This is a genomic window from Chitinophaga sp. W3I9 (assembly GCF_050434025.1).
Taxonomy (GTDB): Bacteria; Bacteroidota; Bacteroidia; order Chitinophagales; family Chitinophagaceae; genus Chitinophaga.
On record NZ_JBNPWC010000001.1, the window covers coordinates 2,400,673 to 2,418,206 of the forward strand.

Below are 17,534 nucleotides of genomic sequence, written 5' to 3' on the forward strand. Positions count from 1 at the left end.
TTTTCACATTTTTGACTTAAAATCTATATGTATAAATAGAAATTTACACGCTTATATGTTACTCCTTTCCTATCCTACGAAATTAATTAAGCAAGATATGCCCCATCGTATCCCCGTGTTCCTGTGCCAGGCGTTATTCCTGATAGCCGCTTTTTTCCTGATCAGTACGGGTGTACAGGCGCAGGTAACCATCAACCCCCTTGGAGGAAATACGCTTACCGATGGATTGAGGATAAAGATCAATACCGATGGCACCTACGAGGTAACCAGGAATGGAAGATCTGAATCCAGGAAGGAAAACTCAAGCTCCGTAATGGGGATCCGGTCGAATTTCAAGATGCAAAATACCAGCGGGTTTCAGACCCCGACCCCTATTGACATTAATTTTGAAAAGATATCCGAGGTAATGGGTTCCGGCACCGTTGCGGACCCTTATAAGGTTTGTTTGGTTGACTCCCTCTCGTATTATGAAAATGCAGGAAGAGGGCCATTTGTTGCCACCGTGCTGATGACTATCACCTACGTGGTGCCCAACAGTTACTTTGTACTGGATTATACTTTTTATAACGACAGGCCCTCCACCACTTTTTACCTGTACCTGAGTGAATTTCCCACCATGCAGGATGATCCGGTGGGGCCTATACTGGATAATAACAGAAGCGCTACCGGGTATATGAATCCTCCGGGTGGGGGACCCAATCCGGACATCATAGGTTTTATAAGACCGCCTGGTTTTAATTCCGATTATCCCAACGCGACGGTAGGCGAATTCTCACATACCTATCACGCCTATAGCACCTTTTCTTCCTATGTGGCCAAGTCGGCAGGAGACAGGCAGAACTTTAACAACTTCATGCTGGTAAACGCCATTGATGAAGGCGGCGTAAACACGGCCCCTAAAGGGTTGGCGGCAGGTATCACCCTTGGCGTGAAACCCACCACCAAAGCTATTGGTACCCGTGTGGCAGTTGATTATGGATATGACAATACACCGGTGCATATTAATCTCCAGGGATCGCCCCTTAGTACCGGTACTGATCCTATTTCCGTGTCGTTTGAAAAAGACTCTGCCACCGGCCTGGAAGGAAATAACGGGGATCTCGCCTCACCGGATTTGTACCTGGTGGTGAACAATACCGCTACCGTTACTTCAGAGATGTATGTAAAAGTGGCGTTGGTGCCTCCGTCTGGAGGGTCGCATAATGCGGTGCAGGGAACCGACTTTACTTTTTACGGCGGTTTTATGATTCCTGCGAAAGCATATGTGGCCGGGGATAAAATACGATTGAGCAACATAAAGATCATTGGCAACAATGCCCTGGAATACAGCCGGCATATGACCTTTCAGCTGGTACCCGTTACCGAAAATAAACTGGTGAACATAACCGGGCGAACGACCAGCGTATACACTATCCAGGATGATGAACCCAAACACATTACCTTGTCGGCTCCTGCAAAGATCCGGGAAGGTATTATTGATTCGGTTCGTGTAACACTTCCTCCAGGAGTGCTGGCTTCTGAAAGAACTCAGGTGGATTTATCAGTGGTGGCCGGCACAGAGGCGGTTGCATCAGATTTTACCTATAACAACATTGCTTATATAGAGAAAGATTCCAACGGGGTAAATATCCCGGTAAGACCTGTAAAAGACAGTATCCTGGAAAAAGACGAACTGGTAAATTTCAAAGCGGACGCGGTGGTGATGGGACAACCACAAACTTCTTCCAAATCGCTCCACATTGAGGATGCTACCCGGCTTGATCCTACTTTAACGGTGCTTTCTTTTACAACAGATGCTCCTGCGTTGCTGAAAGAGCCTTACGACGGGCTGGTAACCATATCTTTACCAACCGGTGTTACTACCGATCTGCCGATTGATGTGAGCATCAATAAAAAAAGCACTTCCACTGCTACTGATGGTACGGACTATGAACTTACCGGACCCGTTACTATTCCCCAGGGAGCTGGTCGCATCACGGTTCCGTTCAAGATTAAAAGTGATAACGCCATAGAAGGAACAGAGAAGATAGAGATCGAACTTACTGCATCAGACCCTATACCTTCCACTACTTATACCACAACTGTTACACCGTTTGTAGTAAATATCACCGATGCACAGTTGCCAATGACGGCTCCTGTTATCTTACATATTGCTGCCAACAGCATTAATGAAGGCACGTCTCCGGGCGTATGGGCAGAACTGCCAGCGGGTCTTACCACCGAAATCCCTATCCAGGTTAACTTTACGCCCGGCGGCTCTTCAACAGCGGCAGCGGGCACCTATACTTTCCCATCGGGTACCGTTACCATACCAGCAGCCAGGATACTCTCTGATACGGTAATTGTTGGAACCACCACCAACCAGGTGTTGGATGATACCCGCAAGCTGGTACTAGTGGGAAGCACTGCGGATGCAGGTATCCTGGTAAAGGACAGTCTTACCCTGATCATCAACGACGCGACCTCTCCTGCCCAGAAGAAATTAACCATTGCCCCCCTGACGTATCATCTGCCAGAAGGCGATAGTACCCGTTTTACTATTGCGCTGCCTGCCGGATATACCTCTGCAAAAGACATTGTAATTGCGCTGACAAGAAAAGTGGCCGGCTCCGACGCCGGTGTAACAGACTTTGGCTGGATGACGGAAGATACCCTCCGGTTACCGGCCAATACCCCTTCTCCTTATACTACTACTTATACTATTATCAATGCGGTGGGGGATGATCATATTATTGAAAATGACGAACGACTGGGGCTGGCGGGTAGTGTGTTTGGTTTAACCGGATACACCGTGTTAGATACAGTAGTCATCATTAATGATGCCACCCGCAGGAATACTACCAACACAAAGATCACCTTCACGCTGCCATCGGGTGCGGTGAATGAAAATAGTACCAATAATATTGGTTTCAGTTTACCTGCCGGAGTAACCACCGAGATACCGGTTAAGATTACAATGGGCGGCGCTACCGGAACGGCTATACGTAATACTGATTATTACCTGCCTGCGGATACTACGTTTACCGGTGCCTCCGGTATTGCACAGTTAAAAGTGGCATCAGACATCCTGGTGGAAGATGCAGAAGATATACATATCACTCCTGCGGTAAGTGATGCACTCAGCACCGTGTACACGTTCCTGCCGGCAACAATGGACATGAGTATTAAAGATGCGCAGTATCCTTTCCCTACGGGAGATTCCGTATTGCTGACCAGCACGCCTGACCCGGTAACGGAAGGCAGTTCTGCTATCATTACCGCTACCTTCCCGCATGGCTGGAAAGCCGGTAAAGCCTGGACCATCAACCTGGCGAAAGATGCCCTGCGCTCTACGACGGCTGATACCAGTCATGGTACGATCCCTGCCTCCGTGACCATTGCCACCAACGCCGCATCCGGCACTACCGCGGCTATTACCACTAAAACCAACAACGTATTCGACGACGGCGGCTTCATCAAAGTAGATGGCAATGCCGGTAACACCAATATGCCGGCTACCAGCGCTATCATTAATATTACGGATGGTACTGATCCTGCGCAGAAAAAACTGACTTTAACAGCAGTCACTTCCCCGCTTGCAGAAGGCAGCAGCACTGCTTTCAGGGTGTCGTTACCAGCGGGTTATACAGCCGCCAAAGACGTAACGATTGCATTGGCAACCAATCCAACCGGCACCGATGCAGCAGCGGCCGACTATACCGCATTGCAGACAAGCATTGTGTTCCCGAAGAACAGCAACACCTTCACCACCGCTGCACCGGTTATTAAAGCCGTTGCGGATGAAGTGATAGAAAAGGATAAACAACTGAAGATAAAGGGTACCGCTACCGGCTATACGATTACAGATGCGGCTATCCAGCTTAATGACGCTACCCGCAGGGATGCGGCTAAAACAAAGATCACCTTCACGCTGCCATCTGGTGCGGTGAATGAAAACAGTATCAATAATATTGGTTTCAGTTTACCTGCCGGTGTAACCACCGAAATACCGGTTAAGATTACATTGGGTGGCGCCACTGGAACGGCTACACGTAATACAGATTATTACCTCCCTGCGGATACTACGTTTACCGGTGCTTCGGGTATTGCACAGTTAAAGGTTGCATCAGATATCCTGGTGGAAGATGCAGAAGATATACATATCACTCCTGCGGTAAGTGACGCACTCAGCACCGTGTACACGTTCCTGCCGGCAACAATGGATATGAGTATTAAAGATGCGCAGTATCCTTTCCCTGCGGGAGATTCCGTATTGCTGACCAGCACGCCTGACCCGGTAACGGAAGGCGGTTCTGCTATCATTACCGCTACCTTCCCGCATGGCTGGAAAGCTGGTAAAGCCTGGACCATCAACCTGGCGAAAGATGCCCTGCGCTCTACGACGGCTGATACCAGTCATGGTACGATCCCTGCCTCCGTGACCATTGCCACCAACGCCGCATCCGGCACTACCGCAGCTATTACCACTAAAATCAACAACGTATTCGACGACGGCGGCTTCATCAAAGTAGATGGCAATGCCGGTAACACCAATATGCCGGCTACCAGCGCTATCATTAATATTACGGATGGTACTGATCCTGCGCAGAAAAAACTGACTTTAACAGCAGTCACTTCCCCGCTTGCAGAAGGCAGCAGCACTGCTTTCAGGGTGTCGTTACCAGCGGGTTATACAGCCGCCAAAGACGTAACGATTGCATTGGCAACCAATCCAACCGGCACCGATGCAGCAGCGGCCGACTATACCGCATTGCAGACAAGCATTGTGTTCCCGAAGAACAGCAACACCTTCACCACCGCTGCACCGGTTATTAAAGCCGTTGCGGATGAAGTGATAGAAAAGGATAAACAACTGAAGATAAAGGGTACCGCTACCGGCTATACGATTACAGATGCGGCTATCCAGCTTAATGACGCTACCCGCAGGGATGCGGCTAAAACAAAGATCACCTTCACGCTGCCATCTGGTGCGGTGAATGAAAACAGTATCAATAATATTGGTTTCAGTTTACCTGCCGGTGTAACCACCGAAATACCGGTTAAGATTACATTGGGTGGCGCCACTGGAACGGCTACACGTAATACAGATTATTACCTGCCTGCGGATACTACGTTTACCGGTGCTTCGGGTATTGCACAGTTAAAGGTTGCATCAGATATCCTGGTAGAAGATGCAGAAGACATACATATTACTCCTGCAGTGAGTGATGCACTCAGCACCGTGTACACGTTCCTGCCGGCAACAATGGATATGAGTATTAAAGATGCGCAGTATCCTTTCCCTGCGGGAGATTCCGTATTGCTGACCAGCACGCCTGACCCGGTAACGGAAGGCAGTTCTGCTATCATTACCGCTACCTTCCCGCATGGCTGGAAAGCTGGTAAAGCCTGGACCATCAACCTGGCGAAAGATGCCCTGCGCTCTACGACGGCTGATACCAGTCATGGTACGATCCCTGCCTCCGTGACCATTGCCACCAACGCCGCATCCGGCACTACCGCAGCTATTACCACTAAAATCAACAACGTATTCGACGACGGCGGCTTCATCAAAGTAGATGGCAATGCCGGTAACACCAATATGCCGGCTACCAGCGCTATCATTAATATTACGGATGGTACTGATCCTGCGCAGAAAAAACTGACTTTAACAGCAGTCACTTCCCCGCTTGCAGAAGGCAGCAGTACTGCTTTCAGGGTGTCGTTACCAGCGGGTTATACAGCCGCCAAAGACGTAACGATTGCATTGGCAACCAATCCAACCGGCACCGATGCAGCAGCGGCCGACTATACCGCATTGCAGACAAGCATTGTGTTCCCGAAGAACAGCAACACCTTCACCACCGCTGCACCGGTTATTAAAGCCGTTGCGGATGAAGTGATAGAAAAGGATAAACAACTGAAGATAAAGGGTACCGCTACCGGCTATACGATTACAGATGCGGCTATCCAGCTTAATGACGCTACCCGCAGGGATGCGGCTAAAACAAAGATCACCTTCACGCTGCCATCTGGTGCGGTGAATGAAAACAGTATCAATAATATTGGTTTCAGTTTACCTGCCGGAGTAACCACCGAAATACCGGTTAAGATTACAATGGGTGGCGCTACCGGAACGGCTATACGTAATACTGATTATTACCTGCCTGCGGATACTACGTTTACCGGTGCTTCGGGTATTGCACAGTTAAAGGTTGCATCAGATATCCTGGTAGAAGATGCAGAAGATATACATATCACTCCTGCGGTAAGTGATGCACTCAGCACCGTGTACACGTTCCTGCCGGCAACAATGGATATGAGTATTAAAGATGCGCAGTATCCTTTCCCTGTGGGCGATTCCATTATCCTCACGAGTACGCCCGACAGCATTTACGAAGGAAGCAATGCGGTGATAACGGCCACTTTCCCACATGGCTGGAAAGCCGGTAAAAACTGGGTGATCAACCTGGCGAAGGATGCTGCCGCTTCTACTGTAGCTGATGCCCGTCATACGGCGGTACCAGCCAGTGTGACCATCCTGAACAACACCTCCGCTGCATCTGCTCCGGCCATTACGGCGGGTACCAATGCCATACTGGATGATGAAGGGAAACTGATTATTGAAGGCAACAAGGGTAATACCAACATGCCAGCTACCAGTGCAGGTGTGTATATCAAAGACTACACAGAGAAGCAGCCGAACGCAAGGAAAATGACACTTACCCCGGATGCCACCTTGGTTCCGGAAGGCAATAAAGTGATGGTGACCGTGACGGTGCCTTATGCGTCTACAAAAGATGTAAGCATACAGCTGGCGGTAAATAATGCGCTTACTACCGCTAAAAACATTGATGACTATACGCTGTCGGCCACTTCCTATGTGTTGCCGCACGGACAAACCACTGCTACCTTTGAGCTACTGAAAACAGTGGCTGACAAGGTGCTGGAGAAGAACGAAACACTGGTGGTGAATGCTACCGTTAATGGATATACGGTTAATAACCTGCCGCTGGCGATACAGGACCTTACCCGCAGCGATGCCGCTAATCTGGCATTGAATGTTAGCGCCTGGAAAACACCACTGACAGAAGGCGATAGCGGCGCGGTAACTATTAGTTTACCTGCCGGCGTTACCACTGATGTACCTGTTCATATATTACTGCCACAATCGGCAGGCAGTGCGGAAGCCGGGCTGGATTACACCCTGGCGCCCGACGTTTACCTGAACAGCGGCAACAGTATCGTTACCGGTTTGAAGATTAAGAAAGATAACTTCACAGAGGGGCCCGAGAATTTTATCATCAATACCAGCGCTACAGATGGCATCAGTATTTATACCATCAGTAAACCGGTATTCACCATTGAGGATGATCCAACGCAGTATCCGCTGCCGGCGCCTGTTGCACTCAACAGCACACTGGCTGCTATTGATGAAAACGGTTCCGGTGCAATGCTGAGTGCGCAGCTGCCCAACAACCTGCTGGCGGGCAAGGACATCACGGTGCATGTAACAAAAGATAAGACGCTGAGTACCGCGGTAAACGCAGATCATAATGCCTTGCCATCTCCTTATGATATTATTATTAAAAAAGGACAAAACAAGGGTACCCACACCTTTGTGCTGAAGGCATTAAAAGACCTGGTACTGGAAGATGATGAAACCGTGGTATTTAAAGGCAGCATTACAGATGCTACTTTTAATACCGCTGTTGTAAGAGATACCACCATTACGATCAAAGACAGAACACATGATGATCCGGTTACCGGGTTCATACATCTTACTTCCGTAACAGCGGGTACCAAAGTACTGGAAGGAAATACTTACCAGATGAAGGTAAGCCTGGCGCCAGGTGTTACTGCCAGCAAGGATATCATTGTTACCCTGAACAGGGATGCAACATCCGTAGCAACAGCAGCAGATATTGATAACCTGCCGGCTACCGTAATCATTCCTGCAGGAATACCTGATGCTACCTTCTCTTTTACTGCCAAAACAGACTTTATACTGGAGAAACCGGAGCTGTTATGGATCGCCGCAACGCCACAGGGTTTTGCAGGTATGAAAGGAGATAAATTATCTGTAACGATTGATGACGCTACGCGGTTGAATCCGGATAACCTGAAGGTAGAAATGCGTATTGACTCCTCCGTTATACACGAAGGCAGCAACAGTGATGTGACCATCGGGTTTGTGAACAGCCAGATCATTTCTTCCGAAGATGTAGTGATCAATATCAGCAGAAACGCCGTATCTACTGCAGATAATGCAGATTACAGTGGTGTGCCTGCACAGGTAACGCTGGCTGCCGGAGCACATAGTAAATTATACCAGCTGAAATTAACAGGCGATAATATCCTGGAAGGAGACGAGCAACTGCAATTTACCGCACAGCTGGCAACAACGGGTTATACACTTTCCCAGCCAGGTATGGTGCTGATCCCTGAAACGGGTGATATGCGCGTAGTATTGCAAAAGAACAAAGACGCCGCAGAACCGGCTACAAACGGGGCATACACGGTGAAACTGCCGGGCAGCAGCATTGCAGCAGCTGATGTGAAAGTAGTATTTTACGTAAGCAGCATTGCCGGCACGACCAACATTGCACCGGTACAAACATCCGCGGTGATTCCTGCCGGTCAGAATAGTATATCCGTTCCCGTGAATGTGATTGACAATAAAGTGATAGAGGGCGATGAACAGGTGAAGCTGGCACCAATGCTGGCACAGATGAAGCGGTTTAATAAGAACATCGCGCTGGATGTAGATGATAAGGATACTGTTACCCTGATAGTGCATGATGATGAAAGCTCTGCTCCGGGCCGGGAGATGATGATTGCGAAAACAGCAGATGCCACCGAGCCGGATGTACCAGGATCTTTCCGTGTACGGTTCTCCGATACACAGTTATCTGCCGTGAAAGATGTGAATGTAACCTATACCGTTAGCGGTACTGCTGTAGCAGACACCCGTTACCGTAAGCTGAGTGGCACGGTGATGATCCCCGCCGGCCAGAATGGTGCAGACATTAAAGTAACACCGATCGATAACAATATTGTAGAGGGAGATGAAGATGTGAAAGTACAGCTGGGCGCAGTGAGCAGCAGTATGGCAGGTATTACCTGGCCGTTATCTGGGAGCGCCGCAGCTGATGTAATCATTCATGATAATGATACGCTGGTGGTGGAAATATCAGCAGAAGCTGTTACTGCGGCTGAAGGAAGCGGTATGAAGTTCACCTTGAAATCGCCCGCATCTGCGGCCTACGATGTGCCGGTACGACTCCGCATTACGCAGGATGCCGCCCGTACGTTTACAGCCGGTGAAGGTACCGTAAGCGGTAACATCTTAACCATCAACATGCCGGCGCTTACAAAGCAACACTCGTTTATTATCACCACTGGTGATAACGATATCAATGACGATGACGGCTTCCTGAAAGCAGCGATACTGCCCTACATTGGCGGCAGCAGTACCCTGGTATATAAAGCCGGGGCTACGGATACTGCAAGGGTTGCGATCACGGATAACGATCCGTTGACCCTCACTTTTGCTGCCGACAAATTCAGCGTGAAAGAAGGCGATACCGGGGAGAATACACCGCTGAGGTTTAATGTACAGTTGAGCAGGCAAAGTTCCCGTCCGATTACGATTAACTATGATTTTGAGGCTTCGGTAGATGGGGTATCTTATCCTTACATGGACTTCAAAGCCACGCCGGGTAATGATTTCGACAACACAGTTACCCAAACGGTGATCCCGGCGTTGCAGACGATCGGGCAGGTAACAGTGAATGTTAAAGGGGATACGACCTTTGAACAGAATGAAACCTTCATCCTGAAGATGACTACGGTATCAGTTCCTTCCGGCCAGCATACGCCAACTTTAGGTGAGCCTTCCAAAGCTACCGGTGTGATCCTGAATGATGATCCGATGTGCAGCAGTTGTGATACAGATGGCGACGGATTAACAGATAAGCAGGAAGACATCAACAGCAATGGTGATCCATTTGACGACGATACAGACGGAGACGGTATCCCTAACTTCCTCGACCTGGATTCTGATGGAGATGGTGTAAACGATGCTGTTGAAAAGTATAGTACGGATGGCCGCCAAATCAATAACAACAGCGGTAAGATCCGCGTACATCCGGCGCTTTCCCCTAACAACGATGGCATGGGAAATGACGTGATGTATATTGAAAATATCGACAAGTATCCAAATAATGAGGTAGTGATATTTAATCGTTGGGGCGGCACCGTATTTAAGTTGCAGCACTACGATAACAAATCGAAGAACTTCCGCGGTAAGGCAAACGCAGGCGGCAGTTCAGGAAATGATGTGCCGGATGGTTCTTACTTCTACAATATTGAAGTAGAGATAGATGGTAAGAAAGAGCGTTACACCGGGTTTATTGTGATAAAACGTTAACGGGCATACGAATTTTAAGCAGGATGCATCTGACAAAAAAATATTTAAGCTGATACCTATGAAAAAGCATCTTATGAAAGCTTTAGGGGTTACTATCTTATGCTGGTGTTGTTGTTTACAGGTTGCTGCGCAGCAGGAACCGTTGTACTCGCAGTATATGTTCAATGGCATGATCATCAATCCGGCTTACCCTTCTATGGATGAATCTTCCAGTCTTACGGCAGTAGGCCGTAACCAGTGGGTAGGTGTGGAAGGGGCTCCTAAAACGGCCACGGCTTCCTTTTATACTCCTATTAAAGCCACCAACACCAGTTTTGGCGTGTCGCTGATGAATGAAAAGATCACGGTGAATTCGCAAACAGCGGTGAACCTGAATATTTCCCAACGGGTGAAGCTTAATGAGAAAATTTACCTGGCCCTGGGACTGAAGGGGGGCATGTCGCACTTCAGGGAAGACAATAGTTCCCTGACTACTACAGATCCGGTGTTTGCACAAAACCAGAGTTACTGGAAAACGGATGTGGGTTTTGGTTTCATGTTGTTTACAGACCGGTTCTTTATCGGGTTGTCGTCGCCTACTTTTAAAAGTTTTGACCTTGGCAACAGCGTGAATAAGGTAGTGGTGGAATCGCACTATTACCTGCAAACGGGTTACCTGATCAATATTAATGATGATGTGAAGTTAAAGCCAAACGTGTTGTTACGCCAGGTGAAGGGAGCGGGTTTTCAGTATGATCTGAATGCCAATATCCTTCTGAAGAACCTGATCTGGCTGGGTGCATCGTGGCGTTCTGAAAAAACGATGACGGGTTTGGTGCAGGTGCAGGCAACGAAGAACTTGCAGATCGGTTATTCGTATGATACGCCTATGCAGTCGAATCTGAAAGGTGCGCAAACGGTGTCGCATGAAGTGATGATTAATTACCGCTTCTCGTGGTCGAAGTGGAAAGTGGTAGCACCGCGTTATTTCTAATTTTAAAAATCAAGAATGGTATGCGAAAATACAGTTTCTCTTCCCTCATACTTTTTCTGAGCATTGTTTCCCTGTTTGTTTCCTGCAGTTTTGTAAAAGACCGAGTGCAAATAGGTGGCTTGGGAAGTATGGCTAAGGTAAAGCGTGCGGAACGGCTTTACAAGAGACAGGAATACGAGAGAGCGATCTCTTTGTGTAATGAAGTAATAAATAATGGCGGCAGTGAAGAAGTTTTACGCCGGGCTAAATTGCAGCTGGCGCGGGTATACTTTGAAACCAGGCAGTTTGAAAAAACGATCAGTTTATACGACGAGCTGTTGTACAAGCCGGAAAAAGACGTGCTGGTAACGGATGTAACCAATTACATTGATTTGCTGAAGCGCACCGGAAGGGTAGTGAAAGCCCAGGAGATCAGCGCAGTGTATGCCAATAACTATAAGAACAATGCGCGGTTTACCAATCTGAAAGAGTCGCTGGTGAATTATTACGGTTTCTTTAACCGTGATTCCATGGAGAATATAAGGGTGGACAGTCTTCGCCTGAATTTGCCCGGGTACCAGTATGGACTTGCCTTATACCGCAATAGCATTGTTTTTCTTTCCAATGATATCCGGAAAAACGAGCAGCAATCTTTCTATACCAATTCCAAATTATACCAGATTTCTGAAGATGGGGTAGAGCCTTTTAACAATAGCCTGCGCGGAGTATTACAGGTAGGACCTGCTTCTTTCTTTGATAACGGGCAAAAGGTGATCTATACTTCCAACCGGTTTACGGATGTAAAGAACGATAAGAATTCCTATATTAATTACAATAACGGCACGCAGTTGTTATCTGCTGTTTACCAGCCCGATCATGATATGTGGAGTAAGCCGCTGCCAGTGAAGCTGGGGAAAAACCTGGAAACATATTCTTTCCTTCATCCATCAGTTGCACCTAATGGTAAACGTTTGTACTTTGCATCCGATATGCCTGGTGGTCAGGGTGGTACCGATCTTTACTACACCGACTGGGACAAGGAAGCCAAACGGTGGAAAGCGCCGGTGAACCTGGGTCCGCAGGTAAATACCAATGGAAATGAACTGTATCCTTTTGTGGTAGGTGATAAGTTGTTCTTTTCTTCCAATGGCCTTCGTGGGTTTGGTGGACTGGACATCTTTATGATAAATATTAAAAAACCGGAAGAAGGAACTGTACATTTGCCGTATCCTGTGAATACGCAGTTTGATGATCTGAATCCCGTACTGGATGAAAGCAAACTGTTATTATATTTTACATCAGACCGTTCAGGCGCGCATGATAACGATCATATCTATGTGTTAAACCTGAAGAAAAGTCCTTTGAAACAGCTGGACCTGCCTTATCCCGGCAAGCCAGTAAAAGAAGACGACCGGGTGCCTTATACCATGAATCAGACGGATGCCCGTCAACAGCTGACTTTAGTTGGAACCAAACAATACGACAATCTCCCTCTGGCAACGCCGGTGATAGATAGCGTTGTGTTAAAACCTGTTCCTGTAGTAGCCGTTGCCGTTAGTCCGGAGCGCAACATGGTGGATTACACCAATACAGCAGCAGACAGTTCTCCCGAAATTATTCCCTGGCAAAATGATCATCCTGGTAACAGCAATGTTCAACCGGTAGTTGCGGCCACCACTACAGTACAACCGGCCTATGCCGGCCAGGCTGCCTACAGCAGCCCGGAAATGGTATCGTGGCAGCAGTCGGTTAGCGGTCCTCATGCCATTGCTAACGGTATGGGTTATACGCTGGTAAAAGACAGTGTTGTGAAAGTGCTGGAAGCATTGTGGAAAGTGCCCGGTGTGATTTACTACGACCTGAATTCTTTTGTGCCGCAGGACCAGGAATGGCGTAAGCTGGATTCTATTTTCCGGATATGGAAGTCGAACCCGCACCGGATCATATTGGTGAACGGGCATACAGATATTATTGGCACCGAGCGGTATAACCTGTCGCTGTCGAAGAACCGGGCAGTATACATCCAGGAGTGCCTGCTGAGCAGGGGAGTAGCGCCTGATAAAATCAGGATCAATTATTTCGGATCTACCCGTCCGGTATGGATGGCGGGGAGCCAGCGGCTCGAGGCTAACAGGGAATACTTTATACAACTGCAGGGTATCAACAGAAGATGTGAGATTAAGATTCAATAAACTATTTATCGGTTATTTTTTAGCGTATATCAAACTAATACAAATGAACAAATTTTCCTCACTAATGCTATTACTGGCGGTAGGCACACAGGCCTTCGCACAGGAGATGCCTGTTGTGTTTAACAAGAGCTTCAGTGCTCCCAAAAACCAGTATAAGAAACTGGCTATTGCGGAGAACAATGCTATTGTTGCCATCGGGGGCGGAACAGATAACGGTTGTATCACCAAGTTATCTGCAACGGGCACTCTTATTTACAATGCCAAACTGAATAAAGGCGGGTTGGTAGCCTACCAGGACCTGCTTTTACTGCCGAAGAATGAACTGGTGGCAGTAGGCGGTGGTACCATTGCATATGGCAATGCCCGTATTACCAAATTATCTGCTACCGGTGAAGTAGTATTTGACAAGAGCATCGGTAACGGTCAGGGTGGTTATTTTACCCGGATCATTACGGATCGTCATGGCAACTATATTACCGTTGGCGTGGATGGTAGTAGGCCTGCGCAGGCCCGCATCACCAAGATGTCGCCCGATGGCAAAGTAGAATTCGACAAAGGTTTTGGTGCGCACAATGTTTTTACCAATGTACTGATAGATGAAGATGACAACATTGTTGCTGTAGGTGGCGACGTGGGTGATGGACAGGGAAAGGCATACATGGTAAAGGTGGATGGAAAGGGAGAAAAACAATTTGAGCTTTCCTTTGGTAAACCAGGAGCTACATTTGAAAAGATGTTGCTGCTGGAAGATGGCGCTGTGCTGGCGATGGGCGGTGGCGCTTATGGTACCGGCAATGCCAGCCGCATTGCGAAAGTAAATGCGGAGGGCCAGGTAGTATTTGATAAAGAGTACAGTACCGCGGATGGCAAGTTCAATGCCATCAAAGTGAACGACCTGGGCCAGATCTTCGCCTGTGCGGAAGAAAAAGATCATGGCCGCATTGTTAAGTTGCGTCCTGATGGCACGGAGTTATTCAACAAAGAAACAGATGCTGCTTTATACGCACTGGAAGTAGGCAAAAACGGCAAAGTAGTGGCGGCAGGTGGCAATGTGAGCAACAACACGGGTAAGATTGTGAAGCTGCTCCCGGACGGTACTGTTTCCATTGATAAAAACCTGGGTTCTGTATTCCAGCACCTGTTACTCACCGAAGACGATGAAATCTGCGTGGTGGCAAAAGAAGGCTATCGCATGATTAAGCTGAGTCCTGATGGTGAAATGATGTTCGACAAGCAGCTGGGCAAGTATGATGCAAAAACCACGCTGGCTTCGCTGCTGATGAGCCCTTCCGGCGAAATCCTGGCAGCAGGCGGTGGTGATGAAGATGGCAACCGTATCATTAAGATCAGTCATGGCGTATCTATCAACGATATAGCTGTTTCCGAGCCATTGAATGGTTTATCCAACGCTACGCTCACCATTACCTTATCCGGGTTTTTAAGAAGCAATGGTGTTCGTACACCCGTTAACGTTCATTATAAAACGATTCCGCATAAAGGCGGCGCCGGTTCAACCGACTTTGATGTTACCGAAGGAACTATTTCCTTTGTGCCTTCTGAGTTTGCTGCCGGAGCTATTATCTCCAAATCTATCCAGATCCCTGTAAAGAGTGATAACCTGCTGGAAGGTAAAGAAGCTTTCCATGTAGAAGTGCTGGATGCGTCGGAGTTATATCTTACCAAGTCAAAAGGAGAGGTAACGATCCTGGATCAGCCGGCTATGGTGAAATTCATTGGTGGTAACAATGGCGCCGAGCCAGCTACCGATGTGGTGTTTTCTGCCGCGGTTTGTTCAAGCGGGATAATACCCCGTTGATCAATGCCACCTCCAAACCAGTGAGGTTGACTTACAAGTTTGGTAACGGCACTGCGCTGCCGGGCGCCGACTTTGTAAGCAGCATCAAAGCGCCTTTTGTAATCGACAGCGGCGCTACTACTGCGAGTTTGAATGTAAAGATAAAAGACGACAACCGCTTTGAGCTGGCGGAGACCGTTGTGTTGGTGTTAAGCGAAATTAAAGCGGAGAATGAGGCGGTGGTAGGTTATAACGGCGATGTAACTTCCATTTCAGCTTCCCAGTACATACAGGACCAGGCGGCTTACATTACCCTGGTGAAACTGACAGATGCCAATGAATCTGCTACGGCGCCTGTGAGCATGTTTAAATGTATCCTGGTGAAAGCTGCGGATCAAACCGTGCAAACGAATTGTACCGGTAGTGATATCAACATCTTCTTTGGTGTGGATTCATCCAGTACAGCGGCTTACGGTAAGGATTATGTGATCATGAACGGCGACATGGTTAAGATTACCGGTGATTGCGCTTTCAGCGAAACCGATATACAGGTAGCGCTGGTAAACGACCGTGTGAAAGAAATAGATGCACTGGTATCTGTGAAACTGCGTGATGCTACTGCTGCTGCCAATGCAGGGGTATTGAAAATTTCGCCTGAGCTGAAACTGAATAAGGCGGTTGCTGTTATCCATGATGATGATAACGATGAAGGCACCGTGCTCACAGCCAAATAATAACGGCTTGGATCAATAACCGATATACGCGCTTCAGGCACACCTGCATTCCCGCATAGTCAGCTATGCGGGAATTTTTTTTAGAAAGATATTAAACTTAAAAGCAGCATCTTTTATATTAGAATATAAAAGATACTGCTTTTTTAATCTATGGATAAATCCGCTTACCGGGCGTTATCGTACATAACCTTAGATTAACATTATTTTTTTTAAAAAAGAGTTGTGTCTTTTAATGGTTAACTTGGGAATAGCCTGGTATCTCCTTACCGGGCTTTTTTTATAGTGGTTTACGCATCACATAATCGTCCATGATGTACCCGTTGCCGATATCGGTTTGCTTTTCTTTATACACGCTGAATCCCTGTTTTTCGTAAAACTGTTTTGCTTTATTGAAGCGGTTTACGTCGAGTTCGAGGGTATTTGCGCCACGGCTTTTTACCTGTCCGGCCACGTGTTCCAGTAGGAATTTGCCGATTCCTTTTCCCTGGTAGTTTCCATCGAGATAGATCTTATGCAGTTTAAAGATGCCGGGGGTATCGGTGGTGCTGTAGGCAGCAAATCCGATGGGGCTGTTATCGTCCTGCAGAATGAGAAACTGGTGTTGCAGCTCCGTGATCTGTTTGTTCAGGGAGGAGGTGCTGTACATCATGTCTATCATGTATTCTATTTGTTCCGGGGTCAGAATAGACTGATAGGTAGGTCTCCATATCTTTTCTGTTAGTTCCTGTATAACAGGAATATCGTTTACGGTAGCTGTTTTGACGTGGTACATAAAGTTATAAGCTGTTATTTTCTCTCAATATATTTTGTATGGTTTCTTCCAGTTTGTCCAGGGGAGTGTATCCCCGTGCGCAGAGATAAAGTTGTTTGCCGGTATCGAGGATGGCCGCGGGGAACCCGGTGATGCCCCAGTTCTGGATCAACTGGAATTCCTGTTGGGTTTCGTAGCGGTAATTTTCATCATGCAGGCGGTTGATGAATTCATCTTCCGGCAGGCTGAATTTTTTTATCAGCGAGCGGTAGGTGCTGTCGTTGTTAAGGCTCTGGCCATTATAGTTGAGCGCTACCTGCATATCATGTGCAAAGGTGATGGCATTTTCCGGCTGGTATTGTTTAAATACCGTGAGGGCGACACTGGGTTTTTCGGAGTCCATAATTTCTTCCGACGGAAGTAATTTCTCCAGGAAGGCAGCGCCGAATTTCACGCCGGTGGCGTTTTCCACGTTGGTATGTTCCCGCTGAATGTAGGCCTTCATGGAAGAGAAGGGATGGCGGTTATCGCCGGTGATCATTCCGCCGGAGAGGATATTGAATTCCATATTCCCGCTGCTGCGTTCCTGCAGTTGCTGTACCACGGGGGTAAAGCCATAGCACCAGCCGCAGAGCGGATCGTAAATGTAAATGAATCTCATAGCAGTCGGCTTTTAGGCCCCTGACAAAGGTAACTAAA

7 protein-coding genes are annotated in these 17,534 nt (G+C 47.8%); 5 read left to right on the forward strand and 2 right to left on the reverse strand.

The features are described 5' to 3' along the window. Positions 1-97 precede the first annotated feature (97 nt). From QFZ51_RS10200 to QFZ51_RS10220, 5 genes are read left to right on the forward strand one after another with little or no spacing between them, the layout of a single operon-like run. Positions 98-10,411 (forward strand): Calx-beta domain-containing protein, encoded by a 10,314-nt coding sequence (locus QFZ51_RS10200; protein ID WP_429045543.1) that lies wholly within the window; start codon positions 98-100, stop codon positions 10,409-10,411. Between the two features lie 58 nt (positions 10,412-10,469). Beyond that, positions 10,470-11,384, forward strand: coding sequence for a PorP/SprF family type IX secretion system membrane protein (locus tag QFZ51_RS10205; RefSeq protein ID WP_370909805.1), 915 nt, complete (start codon positions 10,470-10,472; stop codon positions 11,382-11,384). A gap of 20 nt (positions 11,385-11,404) precedes the next feature. After that, positions 11,405-13,555, forward strand: a complete 2,151-nt coding sequence (locus QFZ51_RS10210) for an OmpA family protein (protein WP_429045545.1) — start codon at positions 11,405-11,407, stop codon at positions 13,553-13,555. Positions 13,556-13,598: 43 nt separating this feature from the next. After that, positions 13,599-15,371: a hypothetical protein gene (locus QFZ51_RS10215; protein ID WP_429045547.1), complete on the forward strand. Its 1,773-nt coding sequence runs from the start codon at positions 13,599-13,601 to the stop codon at positions 15,369-15,371. 20 nt (positions 15,372-15,391) lie between these two features. Then, on the forward strand, positions 15,392-16,084 hold the full coding sequence (locus QFZ51_RS10220; protein ID WP_429051579.1) for a Calx-beta domain-containing protein: 693 nt from the start codon (positions 15,392-15,394) through the stop codon (positions 16,082-16,084). A 277-nt stretch (positions 16,085-16,361) separates the two neighbouring features. Here the strand turns inward: QFZ51_RS10220 and QFZ51_RS10225 are convergent, their stop codons facing one another. Beyond that, complete coding sequence (locus tag QFZ51_RS10225; protein WP_429045548.1) at positions 16,362-16,856, reverse strand: GNAT family N-acetyltransferase; 495 nt, start codon at positions 16,854-16,856, stop codon at positions 16,362-16,364. A gap of 4 nt (positions 16,857-16,860) precedes the next feature. Further along, positions 16,861-17,496 (reverse strand): DsbA family protein, encoded by a 636-nt coding sequence (locus QFZ51_RS10230; protein WP_429045550.1) that lies wholly within the window; start codon positions 17,494-17,496, stop codon positions 16,861-16,863. Positions 17,497-17,534 lie beyond the last annotated feature (38 nt).

Bases quoted from the DNA above. Each gene is read 5' to 3' on its own strand.
- QFZ51_RS10200 (WP_429045543.1), top strand. From the start codon at position 98: ATGCCCCATCGTATCCCCGTGTTCCTGTGCCAGGCGTTATTCCTGATA.
- QFZ51_RS10205 (WP_370909805.1), top strand. From the start codon at position 10,470: ATGAAAAAGCATCTTATGAAAGCTTTAGGGGTTACTATCTTATGCTGG.
- QFZ51_RS10230 (WP_429045550.1), bottom strand. From the start codon at position 17,496: ATGAGATTCATTTACATTTACGATCCGCTCTGCGGCTGGTGCTATGGC.
- QFZ51_RS10225 (WP_429045548.1), bottom strand. From the start codon at position 16,856: ATGTACCACGTCAAAACAGCTACCGTAAACGATATTCCTGTTATACAG.
- QFZ51_RS10215 (WP_429045547.1), top strand. From the start codon at position 13,599: ATGAACAAATTTTCCTCACTAATGCTATTACTGGCGGTAGGCACACAG.
- QFZ51_RS10210 (WP_429045545.1), top strand. From the start codon at position 11,405: ATGCGAAAATACAGTTTCTCTTCCCTCATACTTTTTCTGAGCATTGTT.